This is a genomic window from Lichenibacterium ramalinae (assembly GCF_004137085.1).
GTDB lineage: Bacteria > Pseudomonadota > Alphaproteobacteria > Rhizobiales > Beijerinckiaceae > Lichenihabitans > Lichenihabitans ramalinae.
The window spans coordinates 13,875-31,182 of the sequence record NZ_QYBC01000016.1 but is presented as its reverse complement, the minus strand read 5'-3'; the positions used below and the strand labels follow the sequence as shown (position 1 = coordinate 31,182).

Sequence of the window (17,308 nt, the reverse complement as noted above, 5' to 3'; positions counted from 1 at the left end):
CCCGCGGTGGTCGTCAGTCCTGCGCCACCACGCGGGCGCCGGTCTCGGTCAGCGGTGTCAGCGTCTCGGCCTCGCCGGTCTTGCCGGCCGGGACGAGCCGCACGGCGCCGCCGGCGAGCTGTTCGACCTTGAAGCAGCTCTGGGCCGCGTCGCCGGCGAGGCGCGACTGGCACAGGTTGCCCTTGGCGGCGCGCCAGTGACCCATCTTCACCTCGACGGCCTTGCCGTCCCCCTCCTGGACCTGCCGGAGTTCCAGGCGCCGGTTGTCCTTCGCGTAGAAGACGATGAGCCGGTCCCGCGCGTCGCCCTCGCCCGTCACGGCCGCGGGCCGGCCGACGAGGGCCTCGACGGGATCGCCCGCCCTGGCCCTGGCGGGGGCCGATGCCCCGTCCTCCGCCAGGCCCACGCTGCTGTCGAGCAGGGGGATGTGCTCGGGGAAATGCACGGCATTGCCCTTGACCAGCACGGCAGTGGTGGGAGCCGTGCCGCCCGCGGCGCCGAGCGTCACGGTGCCGAGCCGTGCGCCGGGGAACTCGTACTTGCCGTCGAGCAGGATCGTCACGCTCCGGCACAGCGTGCCGCCGCCGGGGCCGGCCTCGCACAGTTCGGGGTTCTCGCGGCTCCAGCGCCGGGCCGTGAAGCCGCGCTCGTCGCCCTCGCCCATCACGCCGCGCGAGGCGAAATAGGTGAAGTGGAGCGGTTCCCCCGGCGTTTCCCGCCGCAGCGTGTTGCCGGCGAGATAGTTGATGGCCTCGGCCCCCGTGACGACCAGCGAGGACCCCGCCCTGGCGGCATCGGCATAGGCGGCGGGGTTCGGCACATGCAGGGCCGAGCCCGGCGCGATCGAGCCCGTGGGAAGCTCCGTGTCGACGTCGGCGGCCGGGGCGGCCGGGGCGGCGGCGGTGGCGGCGGCGGCCCGGGCGGGCTCCTGCGGCGGCCGCGCCGGTGCGGGGGCGGGTTCCGATCCCTGAGCCGGCGCTTCCGCCGGCGCGATCGTCACCGCCACGGCGGCGCCGTCCTGCCGTCCCTGGTCCCGGAGGACGCTGACCACGCAGCACAGGCCGACCATCACGCAGACCGCGGCCGAAACGCCTCGACTCGACACCATCAGCCTCGCCCCGTCCCGCCACCACGCGCCGGACCACGGTGCCAAATGACACCAGGGGCCTTAAGAAGACTTGAACCATGGCAAGATGGTCCGCGCGCCGGGCCGGCCAGGCCCTGCGACCCGTTCACCCGTCCACCGCCGTGGAGGACGGGGCCGCTTTGCAAACCGCCGCGTTCCGTCCTAAGCAGCGCTGGCATCACAGGGATCGGACATTGGGACAGAAGCAGCTTCGCATCGGCATCGTCGGGGTCGGCAACTGCGCCTCGTCCCTCGTGCAGGGTCTCGAATTCTACAAGGACGCCTCGTCCAACGCGCCGGTACCGGGCCTCATGAACGTCGAGGTCGGCGGCTACCACATCGGCGACGTCGTGCCGGCGGCGGCCTTCGACGTGTCGGCCGCCAAGGTCGGGCTCGACCTCGCCGACGCGTTGCTCGCCGCCCCCAACAACACCGAGCGCTTCGCCGCCGTAAAGCCGACCGGCGTGCGGGTCGAGCGCGGCCCGACGCTCGACGGCCTCGGCCGCTACCTGCGCGACGTCGTGCCCGAGTCGGACGCGCCCCCCGCCGACGTCACGGCCGTGCTGCGGGACAGCCGCGTCGACGTCCTCGTCTGCTACCTGCCGGTGGGCTCGCAGGCCGCCGCGGAATTTTACGCCGAGCGGGCGCTCGAGGCGGGCTGCGCCTTCGTGAACTGCATGCCGGTGTTCATCGCGTCGAACCCCGTCTGGGAGAAGCGCTTCGCCGAGGCCGGGCTGCCGATCGTCGGCGACGACATCAAGAGCCAGGTCGGCGCCACCATCGTGCACCGCACGCTGGTCAACCTCCTGCGCGACCGCGGCATCCGCCTCGACCGGACCTACCAGCTGAACTTCGGCGGCAATTCCGACTTCCAGAACATGCTGGAGCGCGACCGCCTGGAATCGAAGAAGATCTCGAAGACGCAGGCGGTGTCCAGCCAGTTCGACGTGCCGCTCGACCCCGACAACATCCACGTCGGCCCGAGCGACTACGTGCCCTGGCTGACGGACCGCAAATGGGCGCACATCCGGCTGGAAGGCACGGGCTTCGGCAACGTGCCGCTGAACATCGAGCTCAAGCTCGAAGTGTGGGACTCGCCCAATTCCGCCGGCGTCGTCATCGACGCGGTCCGCTGCGCCAAGCTCGGGCTCGACCGCGGCATCGGCGGCGCGCTGATCGGCCCGTCGAGCTACTTCATGAAGTCGCCGCCGCGCCAGTTCACCGACGAGGAAGCGCGGGACCGCACCGAGCGCTTCATGGCGGGCACCGCGTGACCCTGCCGCCGTGCTGACGCTGCTCCTCGTCCGCCACGCCAGCCACGGCCTGCTGGGCCGCGTGCTCGCCGGCCGCATGGCGGGCGTGGTGCTGAGCGCAGAAGGCCGGGCCGAGGCGGAGCGCCTGGCCGAAGCGCTGGCGGGCCGCGGCATCGCCCGCATCCTGTCGAGCCCGCTGGAGCGCACGCGGGAAACCGCCGCCATCGTGGCGGCGCGGGCCGGCGTCGCGGTCGAGACGGCCGAGGAGATCAACGAGATCGACTGCGGCGCCTGGACGGGCGCCGATTTCGCCAAGCTTCCCGACGACCCGCTGTGGCAGCGCTGGAACAGCGAGCGCGCCACCTGCGCCATGCCGGACGGCGAGGGCATGGCGGCCGTGCAGGCCCGGGCCCTCGGCCTCGTCGGCCGCCTCGCCGCGACGGATCGCGACGAGACCGTGGCGCTCGTCACCCATTCCGACGTCGTCAAGGCCGTCGTCATGGCGGCGCTGGGCCTGTCGCTCGACCGCCACGACCACCTCGTCGTCGACCCCGCCTCGGTGACGACGCTGCACGTCTACGGCGACTACATGCGCGTCGTCCGGCTCAACGAGGTCGCGGCGTGAAGATCGTGGTCTTCGGCCTCACGATCTCGTCGTCCTGGGGCAACGGCCACGCGACGCTGTGGCGGGGCCTGCTCAAGGCGCTGATCCGGCGCGGCCACGCCGTCGTCTTCTTCGAGCGCGACACCGATTACTACCGCGACAACCGCGACCTCCACGCCATCCCGGGCGGCGACCTCGTGCTCTACCCGGACTGGGGCGCCGTCGCGGCGCGGGCCGCCCGCGAGGTGGCCGAGGCCGATGTCGCCCTGGTCACCTCCTATTGCCCGGACGCGCCCGACGCCGAGCGCGCCGTGCTCGACGCTCCCCGCGCGCTGCGCGTCTTCTACGACCTCGACACGCCCGTGACGCTGGCGGCGCTCGACGGGGCCGAGGACCGGCGCCCCGCCTATGTGGGGCCGGACGGCTTCGCCGGCTACGACCTCGTGCTGAGCTACACGGGCGGCCCGGCGCTCGACGCGCTGAGGACGCGGCTCGGCGCCCGCCGCGTGGCGCCGCTCTACGGCCACGTCGACCCCGAACTGCACCGCCCGGTGCCGCGCGAACCGCGGTTCGCCACCGACCTGTCCTACCTCGGCACCTATGCGGCGGACCGGCAGGCGGCGCTGGACGCGCTCTTCATCCAGCCGGCCCGGATGCGGCCGGGCGCGAAGTTCCTCATCGGCGGCGCGCAATATCCGGCCGACTTCCCCTGGACCGACAACATCTTCTTCGTCCGCCACCTGCCCCCGCCGGACCATCCGGCCTTCTTCTCGTCCGGGCGCCTCACCCTCAACGTCACCCGGCAGGCCATGGCGGCGATGGGCTGGTGCCCCTCGGGGCGGCTCTTCGAGGCGGCGGCCTGCGGCGCCCCCATCCTCACCGACGCCTGGGCGGGGCTCGACACGTTCTTCGCGCCGGGCTCCGAACTGATCGTGGCCCGCGGCACCGGGGACGCCCTGGCGGCTGTCGACCTCACCGACGCGGAACTCGCCCGCATCGGGGCGGCGGGCCGGGCGCGGGTGCTCGGCGAACACACGTCGGACCACCGCGCGCATGATTTCGAGGCCGCCGTGGCGGCGGCGCGGGGAGGCTAACCATGTGGGGCATCGTGCCGGCCGCGGGCCGGGGCAGCCGCATCCAGCCGCTGGCCTTCTCGAAGGAGCTGCTGCCCGTGGGCAGCCGGCACGACGGCGGCGTCGAGCGGCCCTGCGCGGTGAGCGAATACCTGCTCGACCGCATGGTGCTGGGCGGCGCCGACCGGATCTGCATGGTGATCTCGCCCGGCAAGCACGACATCCTGGCCTATTACGGCGCCGATTACGCGGGCGCGCACCTCGCCTACGTGGTGCAGCCGCGGCCGAGCGGCCTCTGCGACGCGGTGTTCCGCGCCGCCCCCCTCGTCGGGCCCCACGAGCCCGTGATCGTCGGCCTGCCCGATACGGTGTGGTTCCCCAAGGCCGGCTTCTCGGCCCTGCCGGACGACGTGCTCTCCTTCCTGCTGTTCCCGGTCGACAGGCCCGAGCTCTTCGACGCCGTGGTGCTGGAGGAGGACGGGCGCGTGCGCGAGATCCAGGTGAAGCGCGCCGACGCCGCGTCCCGCTGGATCTGGGGCGCCTTCAAGATGCCGGGCGCGGTGTTCCACGCCCTGCACGCGCTGTGGCTCGAGCGCGAGCGGCAGGACGAGTATTTCGGCACGCTGGTCAACAGCTACCTCGCGGCCGGCGGCCGGGCGCTCGGCGTCAGGACCGGCGAAAGCTACGTCGACACCGGCACGTTCAACGGCTACCGCGCCGCCATGCGGCTGCTGGGACAGGGAACGGCCGCGACAGAGGACGACACCACACGATGACGGATGTTTCCGCGCTGCGCGCCCGCGCCGATGCGCTCGGCCCCTGGTTCCACAACATGGATCTCGGCCACGGTGTCTGGACGGCGCCCGGGCATTTCCTCGGCGACTACCCGGGCGTGAAGTTCCGCGGCTTCGCCCACGTGCTGCCCGAGGACCTCACCGGCAAGAGCGTGCTCGACATCGGCTGCAACGGCGGCTTCTACGCCATCGAGATGCGGCGCCGCGGCGCGTCCCGCGTGCTCGGCATCGACTTCGACGCCGACTACCTCGCCCAGGCGCGCTTCGCGGCCGAAACGCTGGGCGTCGACGGCATCGAGTTCCGGCAGATGTCGGTCTACGACGTCGGGGCGCTCGGCGAGCGCTTCGACCTCGTGGTCTTCATGGGGGTGCTCTACCATCTGCGCCACCCGCTGCTGGCGCTCGACCTCATCTGGGAGAACGTCGCCTCCGACCTCATGCTGTTCCAGTCGATGCAGCGCGGCTCGGACGCGGTCGCCGAGGTCGCGCCCGACTATCCCTTCACCGAGCAGTCCCACTTCGACGCGCCCGGATACCCGAAAATGCATTTCATCGAGCGGGACTATTCGGCCGACCCGACGAACTGGTGGGCGCCCAACCGCGCCTGCTCGGCCGCCATGCTGCGCTCGTCGGGCTTTGACATCCTGGCGAACCCCGACCCCGAAGTGTTCCTGTGCCGCCGGACGACGCGCGGGCCCTTCGTCGAGGCCGCCTATCCCGCGAAAGGACCCGCCCGATGATCGAAGCCGCGATGATCTGGAACGAGCCCAACAACAAGTCCCACTGGGACCCGGTGGTCGACCCCGGCTGGGTGAAGTTCTCCGAGATGGTGGTCCTGGCGGCGAAGGCCATCCGGGCCGAGAACGCCCACCTGCCGCGCGTGCTCGGCGGCATGTCGCCGATCGACGCGACCTGGGTGCAGATGCTGGCGTCGCGCGGCGTGCTCGACCACCTCGACGCCGTCGCCGTGCACGGCTTCCCGCTCGACTGGAACCTGTGGGCCCTGAACGACTGGCCGGCGAAGATCGCCGAGATCCGCGCCGTGACGGACCTGCCCGTTTGGGTGTCGGAGGTCGGCGTCTCGACCTTCGGGGCCGAGGAGGTGCAGGACTGGGGCCTGAAGCGCACCGCCGAACTCCTCGTCGGGCAGGCGCCCCGCATCCATTGGTACTCGCTCTACGACCTGCCGAAGGAATGGGAGGCCACGACGCGCCACAAGGAGGCGGAGGGCTCCTCCTACTACCGGCACTTCGCCATGGGGCTGCTGCGCCAGGACGGCACGCCCAAGCTGGCGGCCGAGCATTTCGCCGCCGTGGCGCCCGCCATGGGCCTGTGCCAGTGGTTCCACTTCGAGGACCACCGGCTCGACGACGCCGTGGAATGGATGAAGCGGCTCGGCGTCACCTACCTGCGCACGGGCCTGTCCTGGGCCGACTGGCTGCGGCCCGACGCCGAGCGCTGGTTCGACCGGATGGTGCGGGCGCTGGAGCCCTTCGACACCACCGTCACGTTCTGCTTCACCCCCGAGGAGGAGGGCATCGAGCCCCACCACACCTCGGCGCCGAAGGACCCGGCGAAATTCGCGGAGTTCTGCGGCGAGATGGTGCGGCGCTACGTCGGCTCCGGGCCGACGAAGCCCATCCCGACGGTGTGAACGCCGCCGTGCGCCGCCCCTCTCCCCTCCGGGGAGACGGGACCGCCCGCCGTCCCCGCTGCAGGCGACACCCCGCGTGACCCCCGACACGACCGACCTCTTCGTGCCGCGACCGCATCAGTCCGTGGCGCGCGACGCCATCCTGGCGGCCCGGGCCGCCGGACGGCCGGGCTTCCTGCTCGGCGACCTCACGGGCCTCGGCAAGACGCTGTCGGTCTGGTCCGCCGTGGCGGCCATGCCGGAGCGCGAGGTGCTGATCGTCGCCCCCAAAGGAGCGCTGCCGCAGTGGCGCCGGACCATCGCGCGCGCCGGCCTCGCCCCCAAGGACGTGACGCTCACCAACTACGAGCGTTCCAAGGCCCTGCTGGCCCTGCCGGAGAAGACCACGCGGAAATCCGCCCGCGCGGTGAACAACGAGCTCGCCCGCGGCGGCGTGCCCCGCCGCACCTGGCCCATCGTGGTGTTCGACGAGAGCCACCGCCTGCGCAACCCCTACAGCCAGCAGAGCATGAGCTGCCGCACCGTCGCGGATGCGGCCGATTTCGTCGTCTACCTCAGCGCCACGGCCGGCCAGTCGCCGCACGAGCTCTCCTATCTCGGCCGCCTGCTCGCCTACGGCCCGGACGCGCCGCCGCCCTCGCTCGCCGGCTACCGCGAGCTGATGCGCCGCCTCGGCATCGGCGGCGCCAAGGGGCGCTGGACCAACTGGCGCTGGGCGCCGAACGACCGCGACCGCGCCGCCATGGCGGCCCTGCTGTACCGGGGTCCCGATGCCGTCGGCCTGCGCCGCCGCCCGGAGGAGGTGGCGGGCTGGCCCGAAGTGCAGCGCGACCTCGCCCCGACGGCCCTGACCCCCGCCGAGCGGCGCCTCTACGACGCGACCTGGCGCGACTTCCGGCGCGAACTCGGGCTGCTCGGGGGCTCGACGCGCCGCCCGGTCGGCTGGGCCGCCGACCTGCGCTTCCGCCAGAAGGCGAGCCTGCTCCGCATCGCCGGCACGGCCGACGTCGCCGAGGAACGGCTCGACCAGGGCCAGGCCGTGGCGGTGTCGGTCGCCTATCTCGAGACCGCCTCCATGCTGGCCGACACGCTGCGGGCGCGGGGCTGGAGCGTCGGCACCATCGACGGGCGCAACGGCGGCGACGCCAACGAGGCGACCCGCGTCGCCTTCCAGACCGGCGCGCTCGACGCCGTGGTCTTCACCGTCACGGAATCCATCTCGCTCCACGCCAACGAGTTGCCGGGCGGGGCGCGCACCCGCGCGCTGCTCGTCCACGACATGCGCCACAGCGCCATCCAGCTCGGCCAGATCGAGGGGCGCTGCCACCGCGACGGCGAGAAGGCCGTGATCCACTACCTCTACGCCGAGGAGACCGTCGAGGAGCGGATCGCCTCGACCGTGGTGGGCCGCATGGCCGCCATGGACGGCATGGCGGGCGACGACACCGCCGCCATCGACGCCATCATGATGCGGATCTACGGCGGGGCGGCGGGGTAGGGGACCGGGGCAGGGCGGGAGGCTCGCGCGCGAGACGCCGGGGTTCGGTCCCGGCCGGATGTGGCTGGCTCACGGGCGACCGGCTGACCCTCGGGCCGGCACTTGACCTCTGGAGGCGACGCGCGACTTGCGGCATAAGGGAGGCAGTCCAGCAATCTCGACGGATCCTCACCATGACCCGCATGTTCTTCGCCGCGGCGTTGCTCCTCCTGCCCGCCGTGGCCTCGGCGCAGCAGGCCGCGCCCGCCCCGGCCGCCGGCACCAAGGATGTCTACGACATGCCGTGCTCCATGTTCCACGCCAATGCCGACGGGTCCTGGAACGCCACCCAGGCCATGACGCTGCAGCCCGCGGCCGGCCCCATCCCGCTGAAGCCCAGCTTCAAGTTCAAGGCCGGCACGCTCTTCGCCGGCTTCGACCTCGCGGCCGAACTCGACAAGGCCTGCCGGCACTGAACGGGCCCCGCATCGCCTCGCGTTCCGCCGCCGCGGGACGGGGGCTATGCCGCACTCTGGTCAGGCTTGGCCGTGGCCGTCGCCGGGGTGCGACCTGCGCTGTCGACGCCGTCGGCCGCGCAGTGTCGACGCGTATTCGGTCCCGTAGATGCTGCAGACGATGCCGAGCGGCACGGCGACGAACAGTTCCAGCAATCCGCTGAACGGTGTCGTGGCGACCAGGAGCATGGCCGTTCCCTCCGATGCGGTCGCATTTGCTTGCGACCGTCACGGCGAGATTAGCTGCCTCTTTTCGGCCCTTGTCTCCTCACGTCCTCGTGATGGCGGGGCGCGGCATCGGCCGTCCTGTCACGGGGCGGGGCGGGCCTGCTGGTCGCGGACGATGGCACGAAAGGCGGCCATCGCCTCGGCGTCGCTCGGCGAGGCCAGCACATAGGTGGCGGCGAATGCCGCCGCACCTGGCATGCCGCTGGCCACGATGCGCGCCGCCGCGGCCTCGCGGTTGTAGGGCGTGCGGCGCAGGACGATGTCGGCGCCGACCAGGGCCCAGGAGGCCCCTGCATGGCCGTAGGGCATGCCGACCGAGCCGGCGTTGACGAGGCGGCGGCGATCGATCAGCCGGTCGTAGGGCATGTGGCAATGCCCGACCACGACGGTCTCGGCATCGATGGCGGCGAAGGCGGCCGCCGCATGGTCCAGCGTGGCATCCACCAGGAGCATCTCGTCGTCGCTGCGCGCCGTGGCGTGGCAGATCCCGACGGAGCCGCGCCGCTCGAGTGTGAGGGTGCGGACCAGGGGCAGGGCGGCGAGCCGGTCGCGCTGGGCCTCGGTGATGCGCGCCGCGGCCCATTGGACGATGGCGTCCGTGTCGGGATCGGCGTGCCGGTATCGTCCGGCGCGCGCTTCGACGAGCCAGCGGTCGCCGTTGCCGCGCAGCCAGACCGCGTGGTCGCCGAGCGCGGCGAGCCGGTCGAGCGTTTCGGTCGGGAACGGGCCGTCGGCGAGGTCGCCGTTCAGGACGACGAGGTCGACCTGGGCCGCCGCCACATCGGCCAGCACGGCTTCGAGGGCCGGCAGATTGCCGTGGATGTCGGACAGCACCGCGATCCTGTCCACCGCGGCGCCCTGTCGGTCAGAAGCGCCAGCGTTGCGCGTTGGCGACGAGGAAGTCGCGCAGCACCTGCACGCGCGCCACGCTCTTCAGCTCTTCGGGATAGACGAAGTAGCAGTCGAGTTCCGGCATGTCGACGTGTGGCAGGATCTGCACGAGGCCGCTGTCGGCATCGGCGAGATAGTCGGGCAGGACCCCGATGCCGGCGCCGCTCTGCACGGCGTGGTGGCTCGCCACCATGTTGTTGAACGTCACCGTCGAGGAGCGGAGGGATTTGGCGTCCCGCCCGGCCGCCTGCAGCGAGTTCAGCAGCGACACGAGGTAGTTCGACGGCGAGCCGCTGTAGCCGATCAGGCGGTGCTTGCCGAGGTCGTCGAGGGTCTTGGGCTGGCCGTGGCGCTTGAGATAGCTCGGCGACGCGTAGGCGTGGTAGTGCACGGTGAAGAGCCGGCGCCGGATGAGGTCGGGCTGCACGGGCTCGCGCAGGCGCAGGCCGATGTCGGCCTCCCGCATGCCGAGGTCGAGTTCCTCGTCGGTGAGGATCACCTGCAGCTTGATGTCGGGGTAGAGGTCGAGGAACTCGCCGAGCCGCGGCGACAGCCAGTTGGTGCCGAGCGCGAACGTCGTGGTGATGCGCAGGTCGCCGTGCGGCTTCTCGCGGCTGTCGGTGAGGTGGCTGCGCACCGCATCGAGCTTCAGCATCACGTCCTGGACGGTGCGGAACAGCAGTTCGCCCTGCTCGGTCAGGATGAGCCCGCGGGCATGGCGATGGAACAGCGGCGTCTCGAGTTCGGTCTCGAGCGCGCTGATCTGACGGCTGACCGCGGATTGGCTGAGGTTGAGCACCTGACCCGCGTGGGTGAAGGACCCGGCATCCGCGGCCGCCTGGAAAACCCGCAACTTGTCCCAATCCACCGTCGCCTCCCGGATGGCTCCACCCTTCCATTGTCGGGCGTCGCAGGGCGTCGCCAAGGGAGGGCAGAGCGTCCACTATCCACCGAACCCAGGGGAAGCGCCACCATCAATCGGGTTGCAGCCGCGGAAGGCCGCGACCGCGGCGGGCGGGACGGTCATTCCCAGGCGCCGATCATCATCGGCTCGCGCGCCTCCTCGGCCCGGACCTCGGGATCGGCGCTGTGCTCGGCGAGGAACTTCTCGGCTTCGAGCGCCGCCATGCAGCCCATGCCGGCGGCTGTCACGGCCTGGCGGTAGATCTTGTCCTTCACGTCCCCCGCCGCGAAGAGGCCGGGGATGTCGGTGGCGGTGCTGTCGGGCCGGGTCAGGATGTAGCCCTCGCGGTCCATCGGCACCTTGCCCTGGAAGACCGCGGTGGCGGGCGAGTGGCCGATCGCCACGAAAACGCCGTCGGTGGCGCGCGTGGCGAGCCCGCCCGTGACGGTGTCGCGCAGCCTGACGCCGGTGACGCGGGCCGGCGTGCCCTCGCCGACGATCTCGTCGACGGCGTGGTTCCACAGCACCTCGACCTTGGGGTGCTTGAAGAGCCGCGTCTGCAGGATCTTCTCGGCGCGCAGGTGGTCGCGCCGGTGCACCAGCGTGACGCGGCTCGCGTGGTGGGTGAGGTAGAGGGCGTCCTCCACGGCGGTGTTGCCGCCCCCCACCACCACGACCTGCTTGTTGCGGAAGAAGGCGCCGTCGCAGACCGCGCAGCCGCTCACCCCCGCCCCCATGAAGGCGCGCTCGCTGTCGAGCCCGAGCCATTTCGCCTGGGCGCCGGTGGCGATGATGACGGTATCGGCGAGGTAGGTGTCGCCGCCGTCCGTCGCGACCCGGAAGGGGCGGCGTGCCACGTCGATGTCGGTCACGAGGTCGAAGACGAGCCGCGCGCCCGCGTGCTCGGCCTGGCGCGCCATCCGGTCCGTGAGGTCCGGGCCCTGGATGGAGATCTCGCCCGGCCAGTTCTCGACGTCGGTCGTGATGGTCAGCTGGCCGCCGGGTTGCAGGCCCTGGATGACCACGGGCTCGAGCCCGGCACGGGCCGCGTAGACGGCGGCCGTGTAGCCGGCCGGGCCGGCCCCGATGATCAGCGTCTTGACGGCATGGGTGTCGGGCATGGGGCTACCGGGGAGTGGGCCGGCCGGCGGGCGGCCGCGTCCGGCTTGGTATAGGAACGGGCCCGCGGCCTCGCAAGGATCGCGCGGCTGCCCCGTCCCGTCCGGCCTTGCGATGCCCCGGCGCCGGTTCTAGGTTGCCGCCGACCCGTGCCGGCCCCATCCGGGGGGCCGCGGCACTCCCGAACCCCGGCTTTCCCCTGCGGAAGGCCCCCGAGCGCGAGACCTTTCCATGGCTTCCAGCAGCGGCACCGCGAGCGTCGACGACATCAAGGCGGCGGTCCTGGCCAGCGTGAGGGCGCGGCGCGGCTTCGATCGGCCCTATCCCTATTCCCTCGTCGACGGCCTGTTCCCGGCCGCCGTCGCCGACGAACTGGCGGACCTGCCGTTCGGGGCGCCGAGCCTCGACGGCGTGTCGGGCAAGCGCGAACTCCACAACGACAAGCGGCGCTACTTCGACACGCCCACCAATGCCGAGCACCCCGTGATGGGCCGCGTCGCCGAAGCGCTGCAGGCCACCGACGTCGTGAGCGAGATCGCCCGCGCCTTCGACGCGCCGCTCGACGACACGTTCCTGCGGCTCGAATACGCCCAGGACATCGACGGCTTCTGGCTCGAGCCCCACACCGACCTCGGCGTCAAGAAGTTCACCTGCCTGATCTACCTGTCGCAGGGGCCGGGCCACGAGACGCTCGGGACCGACATCTACGCCTCCAAGGAGGAGCATGTCGGCGCCTCGCCCTTCCTCCGCAATTCCGCGATGATCTTCGTGCCGGGCGCCGACACCTGGCACGGCTTCGAGAAGCGCCCCATCGCGGGCGTGCGCCGCTCGGTGATCCTCAACTACGTCACCCACGACTGGCGCGCCCGCGAGCAGCTGAGCTTCCCCGAGACGCCCGTCCGGGTGGCGTGACGCGGCGGGGCGGAGGGGAACCGACACGGCCCCGTCGGTCAGCGGGTCCCGTCGAGCTTTCGCAGTCTGGAGGTCGAGCGCCAGGGTCGGGGTCTCGACCGGCCTGCGCGGCCCGAGTGGAAGCGCCGACGCGTCAGAGGTGTCGACTTGTAATCATGCACGTCGTGCATGATGTTGGTGGGATCATCGGGTCTTGCCGACCATCCACCAGCTCACGCACGCTTTGAAGATCTGCATGGATGCGGACGATCATGCTCCCCCGCACTTCCACGTGAAGGGGCCGGGGTCGACGTCATGGTGAGGTTGGCCGACCTCCAGGTGCTCCAGGGTGAGTTCGACCGTCGCGATCTGACGATGGCCCTGTCTTGGGCCGGTCAGAACCTCGATCTGCTCGAACGGAGATGGAGAAGCCTCGATGAGCGCGACTGACGTCGTGACCGTCGGCAAGGCCCTGCCGCGCATCCGGTCCGTCTCGTTCAACGACGGGTACGAGGTCGCCGTGACCTGGGACGCCGCGACCCGCGACGGCCGAACGGACGCCGTCGACCTTGCCCCACTGATCTTCCGCCTGAAGTTCTACGCCCCCTTGCGGGACGACCGTCGGCTCATGGCCACGGTCCGCGCGATCGATGAGGGCACCGCCATCGCCTGGGGAGACGGTGATGTCGACATGGCGGCGACCTCCGTCCTCGATCTCGCCGAGGAGTCGATGACGGCAGCCGACTTCTCGGAATTCATGACGCGGCATGGCTTCACCTTCGACCGCATCGCGGCCGAACTCGGCATCAGCAAGCGGCTGGCCGGATACTACGCGGCCGGTCGGAGCGTGCCCCGTTACATCGCCCTGGCGTGCGCGTTGATGGACCTCCAGCTGCAGAGGAAGCCCGTCGCACCGGCGCTGGACCGACGGGCGGTTTCGCACGGGGCGGCGACACTGCCGAGCGATCGAGACGCACGCGTTCCGTTCGGCACGCTCGAACGCCGTGGTCGCGACGACGTGGCGCGCGAGATGCTCGATCCCGTCAAGGACACGCGTGAGCGCGCCGACCGTGTGCAGGGTGGCGTAGATCGCCTTGCGGTGGGGACGGGGCACGAGCCCTGATCAACCATCAACCTGTCGCCGACACGGCTCCCACCTTCGAGCTGGAGCGGATTCGCCGAAGGCGAGACCGCTTTCAGCCCGCGGTCGACGTCGTCGACACATCGCGCCCGACTCCGTCCCTCAGGTGATGCCGCCGCCCCCGCCGCGCACCGCCGGGCGTTCCGCCGCGACCCGCGCCCGGTAGCGGCTGACCCGGTAGGCGCCGATCGGGTCGATGGCGCCGCCCGCGTCAAGCCGGGCCCGGGCCAGGATCGGGTCGACGTCGGCGCGGAACCCCGCCTTCAGCACCTCGGAGGCCATCAGCGGGTCGTTGTCGTCCTGGAACCCCGCCAGCGCCGTCCGGTCGACCAGCAACGCCTGGGCGTAGGCGCGGCGGATCTCGTCGGCGGAGCGGATCAGGCTCTCGATCGGGTCGGTCACGTTGTGGGACTGGTCGATCATATAGGCGGGATCGAAGCCTGGCCCGTCGAGGTCGACGAGCTCGTTGAACACCAGGAACAGCCGGAACGGGTCGATGGCGCCCGCGTCGAGGTCGTCGTCGCCGTATTTCGAGTCGTTGAAGTGGAAGCCGCCGAGCTTGCCCGCGTGGGCGAGGCGCGACACGATCATCTCGATGTTGACGTTCGGCGCGTGGTGGCCGAGGTCGACGAGGCAGGCCGCCTTGGGGCCGAGCGCCTGGGCGGCGAGGAGGCTCGTGCCCCAGTCCTGCACCACGGTGGCGTAGAAGGCCGGCTCGTACATCTTGTGCTCGGAGAACAGCCGCCAGTCCTCCGGCAGCGCCGCGTAGATCTCGCCCATGGCGCCGAGGTAGCGCTCGAAGGCCCGGCCCATGTGGCTCTGCCCGGGGAAGTTGGAACCGTCGCCGATCCACACCGTGAGCGCCCTGGAGCCGAGGGCGCGGCCGATCTCGATGCACTCGACGTTGTGCGCCACCGCCTGGGCGCGCACGGCCGGGTCGGTGTGGCTCAGCGAGCCGAAGCGATAGGACAGGCGGTGGGCGGGCTCGTCGGGATGGTCCTGGAACGTGTTGGAGTTCATCGCGTCGAAGCCGAGGCCCAGCGCCCCGGCCCGGTCCCGGAGCTCGGCGGCCGGGGCGCGGTCCCAGGGGATATGCAGCGACACGCGCGGCGTCGCCCGGCCGAGCTGCTGGATGACGGCGCAGTCCTGCAGTTTCTGGGCGATGCCGCGCGGCTCGCCCTCGCCGGGGAAGCGGGCGAAGCGCGTCCCCCCGGTGCCGACGCCCCAGGAGGGGACCGCCACCGTGAAGCCCGCCACCTTGGCGGTCACGGCGGCGATGTCGATGCCCCGCCGGGCCAGGCGGGCGCCGAGCGCGTCGTAATCCTCGGCCAGCGCCGCCGCACGGGGCTCGTTGTGGTGCGCGACGACGCCGGGATCGATGGGCAGGCCGGACATCGGGGTCTCCTGTGAGGCTGGTCCTCCCCCGCCGACGGGGGAGGCGACCGCGGCGCTCAGCGCGTGAAGGACTGGGCGTTGCCGGCGTCGACGTTGATGATGTTGCCGGTGGATTTCGCCGACAGGTCGGAGGCCAGGAAATACACCGCCTCGGCGATGTCCTCGGGCAGCACCGAGCGCTTGAGCATGGAGCGCTTGCGGTAATGGTCCTCCAGCGCGTCGGGCTCCATGCTGTAGGCGGCGGCGCGCTGCTCGCGCCACGCGCCGGTCCAGATCTTGGAGCCGCGCAGCACCGCGTCGGGGTTGACGACGTTGACCCGGATGCTGGCGTCGGCGCCCTCGAGGGCGAGGCAGCGGGCGAGATGGATCTCGGCCGCCTTGGCGGTGCAATAGGCCGAGGCGCCCGGCGAGGCCGCGAGCCCGTTCTTGGAGGCCACGAAGACCAGCGCGCCGCCGAGCTTCTGGCGCCGCATCAGCCGGAAGGCCTCGCGCGACACGAGGAAATAGCCCTTGGCCAGGATGTCCATGTTGCGGTCCCACATGGCGACCGTGGTGGTCTCCACCGGCTCCGAGGAAGCGATGCCGGCGTTGGACACCAGCACGTCGAGCCCGCCGAACTCCGCCACCGCCTCGGTGAAGCCGCGCGCCACGGCGGCCTCGTCGGTGACGTCGAACAGCACGGAGCGGACCTGGTCGGCGCCGTAATGCCGGGCGAACTCCGCCTGCGTCTCCGCCAGGGCCTCGGCGTCGATGTCGGCCAGCACCACGCAGGCGCCGTCCGCCATCATCCTGGCCGCCACGGCCCGGCCGATGCCGCCGGCCCCGCCCGTCACGAGGCCGACCCGGCCCGCGAGGCTCTTGGGCTTGGGCATGCGCTGGAGCTTGGCCTCCTCCAAAAGCCAATATTCGATGTCGAAGGCTTCCTGCTCGGGCAGGCCCACATAGGTGTCGACCGCCGCGGCGCCGCGCATCACGTTGATGGCATTGGCGTAGAACTCGGCCGCGATCCGCGCCGTCGCCTTGTCGCGCGCGAAGGTGATCATGCCGACGCCCGGCACGAGGTAGACCACGGCATTGCCGTCGCGCATGGCGGGGCTATCGGGGTGGCGGCACCGTTCATAATAGGCGGCGTAGCCGGCGCGGTAGTCGGCGACGGCGCGGTCGAGCCCCGCCACCACGGCGTCGACGCCGGTCGCGGGGTCGAAGTCCAGCACCAGCGGGCGGATCTTGGTGCGCAGGAAATGGTCCGGGCAGCTCGTGCCCAGCGCCGCCAGGGCCGGCATGTCGCGCCCGTTGACGAAGTCGAGTACCGCCGGCCCGTCCTCGAAGTGGCCGACCTTGCGCTCCTCCGTGCCGATGCGGGCGCGGATCTCCGGCATCAGCCGCGCCGCCACGGCGCGGCGCTCCTCCGCCGGCAGGCTCGCCGTGCGGGCGCCGCCGAAGGCGGGCCTTCCGGCCGTCTCGGCCTCGAACCAGGCGATGGCCTTGTTGATGATGCGCAGCGTGGTCTCGTAGCAGGCGCGGGACTCCTCGCCCCAGGTGAAGAGCCCGTGGCTTTCCAGCACGACGCCCCTGGCCTGCGGGTTCTCGGCGGCGAAGCGCGACAGCATGAGCCCGAGCTCGAAGCCGGGGCGGCGCCACGGCAGCCAGCCGATCTCCTCGCCGTAGATGCGCCGCGTCAGCGCCCGGCTGTCGCGCGTCGCCGCGATGGCGATGACGGCGTCGGGATGCATGTGGTCGACGTGCCGATAGGGCAGGTAGGCGTGCAGCGGCGTGTCGATCGAGGCGGCGCGCGGGTTCAGCGCGAAGGTGCAGTGGGGCAGGTAGCCCACCATCTCGTCCTCGTGCTCGGGTCCGCGGTAGATGTCGCGCAGGCTGTCGAGCTTGTCGCGGTAGAGCGTGGCGAAGCCGTCGCGCCCCATCGTGCCGACGTCGCCGCCCGAACCCTTGACCCAGAGCACCTCGACGGGCCGCCCGGTCAGCGGGTCGCGCTCCGTCACCTTGGCTGAGGTGTTGCCCCCGCCGTAGTTGGTGATGCGCTTGTCGGCGCCGAGCAGGTTCGAGCGGTAGAGCAGGAGCCCGGGCTCGTCGAGGCCGGCCGCCTTCGCCTCGTCCCAGCGGTCCTCCAGCAGCCGGCTGTCCGCATCCGCCATCATGTCCTCCCCGGGATCGGTCGCGCGGGCCGCGTTCCACGCCAGCCGCACCTCATTGGCGCAACTTATTCCAGAAGCGATCAACACATG

Annotated in this window: 17 protein-coding genes; 10 read left to right on the top strand and 7 right to left on the bottom strand. The window is 71.6% G+C overall.

Annotated elements, in window-relative coordinates; translation table 11 throughout:
- Nucleotides 1-13: 13 nt before the first annotated feature.
- Nucleotides 14-1,108, bottom strand: a complete 1,095-nt coding sequence (locus D3272_RS18240) for a hypothetical protein (protein WP_129220648.1) — start codon at nucleotides 1,106-1,108, stop codon at nucleotides 14-16.
- Between the two features lie 212 nt (nucleotides 1,109-1,320).
- Between D3272_RS18240 and D3272_RS18235 the strand changes: the two genes are divergently transcribed.
- The 8 genes from D3272_RS18235 (at nucleotide 1,321) to D3272_RS18200 (ending at nucleotide 8,457) form a co-directional block, all read left to right on the top strand.
- Complete coding sequence (locus D3272_RS18235) at nucleotides 1,321-2,400, top strand: inositol-3-phosphate synthase (protein WP_129220647.1); 1,080 nt, start codon at nucleotides 1,321-1,323, stop codon at nucleotides 2,398-2,400.
- A 10-nt stretch (nucleotides 2,401-2,410) separates the two neighbouring features.
- Nucleotides 2,411-3,004 (top strand): histidine phosphatase family protein, encoded by a 594-nt coding sequence (locus D3272_RS18230; protein ID WP_129220646.1) that lies wholly within the window; start codon nucleotides 2,411-2,413, stop codon nucleotides 3,002-3,004.
- Entirely contained in the window at nucleotides 3,001-4,077 is a 1,077-nt protein-coding gene (locus D3272_RS18225; protein ID WP_129220645.1) for a CgeB family protein, read from the top strand. The genes D3272_RS18230 and D3272_RS18225 overlap by 4 nt, the downstream gene beginning before the upstream one ends.
- 2 nt (nucleotides 4,078-4,079) lie before the next feature.
- The gene (locus D3272_RS18220) at nucleotides 4,080-4,832 is read left to right on the top strand and encodes a nucleotidyltransferase family protein (RefSeq protein ID WP_129220644.1); all 753 of its coding nucleotides are present in this window, start codon (nucleotides 4,080-4,082) and stop codon (nucleotides 4,830-4,832) included.
- A complete protein-coding gene (locus D3272_RS18215) occupies nucleotides 4,829-5,590 on the top strand; it encodes a TIGR04290 family methyltransferase (RefSeq protein ID WP_129220643.1) in 762 nt (253 codons plus the stop codon). The genes D3272_RS18220 and D3272_RS18215 overlap by 4 nt, the downstream gene beginning before the upstream one ends.
- On the top strand, nucleotides 5,587-6,504 hold the full coding sequence (locus tag D3272_RS18210; protein ID WP_129220642.1) for a beta-xylosidase: 918 nt from the start codon (nucleotides 5,587-5,589) through the stop codon (nucleotides 6,502-6,504). Before D3272_RS18215 ends, D3272_RS18210 begins: the two co-directional genes overlap by 4 nt.
- Nucleotides 6,505-6,580: 76 nt before the next feature.
- Nucleotides 6,581-8,002 (top strand): DEAD/DEAH box helicase family protein, encoded by a 1,422-nt coding sequence (locus D3272_RS18205; protein ID WP_129220641.1) that lies wholly within the window; start codon nucleotides 6,581-6,583, stop codon nucleotides 8,000-8,002.
- 173 nt (nucleotides 8,003-8,175) lie between these two features.
- Nucleotides 8,176-8,457 (top strand): hypothetical protein, encoded by a 282-nt coding sequence (locus D3272_RS18200; protein WP_129220640.1) that lies wholly within the window; start codon nucleotides 8,176-8,178, stop codon nucleotides 8,455-8,457.
- A gap of 60 nt (nucleotides 8,458-8,517) precedes the next feature.
- Here D3272_RS18200 and D3272_RS27415 read toward each other — a convergent pair whose 3' ends face one another.
- The 4 genes from D3272_RS27415 to trxB form a co-directional block, all read right to left on the bottom strand.
- Nucleotides 8,518-8,685, bottom strand: a complete 168-nt coding sequence (locus D3272_RS27415) for a hypothetical protein (RefSeq protein WP_165361409.1) — start codon at nucleotides 8,683-8,685, stop codon at nucleotides 8,518-8,520.
- Nucleotides 8,686-8,805: 120 nt separating this feature from the next.
- Nucleotides 8,806-9,573, bottom strand: coding sequence for a metallophosphoesterase family protein (locus D3272_RS18195; RefSeq protein ID WP_129220639.1), 768 nt, complete (start codon nucleotides 9,571-9,573; stop codon nucleotides 8,806-8,808).
- A gap of 16 nt (nucleotides 9,574-9,589) precedes the next feature.
- Entirely contained in the window at nucleotides 9,590-10,483 is an 894-nt protein-coding gene (locus tag D3272_RS18190) for a LysR family transcriptional regulator (protein ID WP_129220638.1), read from the bottom strand.
- Between the two features lie 155 nt (nucleotides 10,484-10,638).
- Nucleotides 10,639-11,640, bottom strand: a complete 1,002-nt coding sequence (trxB, locus tag D3272_RS18185) for a thioredoxin-disulfide reductase (RefSeq protein ID WP_129220637.1) — start codon at nucleotides 11,638-11,640, stop codon at nucleotides 10,639-10,641.
- A 229-nt stretch (nucleotides 11,641-11,869) separates the two neighbouring features.
- Here trxB and D3272_RS18180 point away from each other — a divergent pair, with 229 nt between their 5' ends.
- Nucleotides 11,870-12,550: a 2OG-Fe(II) oxygenase gene (locus tag D3272_RS18180; protein WP_207210253.1), complete on the top strand. Its 681-nt coding sequence runs from the start codon at nucleotides 11,870-11,872 to the stop codon at nucleotides 12,548-12,550.
- A 433-nt stretch (nucleotides 12,551-12,983) separates the two neighbouring features.
- Nucleotides 12,984-13,652, top strand: coding sequence for a DUF2442 domain-containing protein (locus D3272_RS18175; RefSeq protein ID WP_245496661.1), 669 nt, complete (start codon nucleotides 12,984-12,986; stop codon nucleotides 13,650-13,652).
- A gap of 120 nt (nucleotides 13,653-13,772) precedes the next feature.
- Here the strand turns inward: D3272_RS18175 and rhaI are convergent, their stop codons facing one another.
- Complete coding sequence (gene rhaI / locus D3272_RS18170; RefSeq protein ID WP_129220635.1) at nucleotides 13,773-15,065, bottom strand: L-rhamnose catabolism isomerase; 1,293 nt, start codon at nucleotides 15,063-15,065, stop codon at nucleotides 13,773-13,775.
- A gap of 56 nt (nucleotides 15,066-15,121) precedes the next feature.
- Nucleotides 15,122-17,218, bottom strand: coding sequence for a bifunctional rhamnulose-1-phosphate aldolase/short-chain dehydrogenase (locus D3272_RS18165; protein ID WP_129220634.1), 2,097 nt, complete (start codon nucleotides 17,216-17,218; stop codon nucleotides 15,122-15,124).
- Nucleotides 17,219-17,308 lie beyond the last annotated feature (90 nt).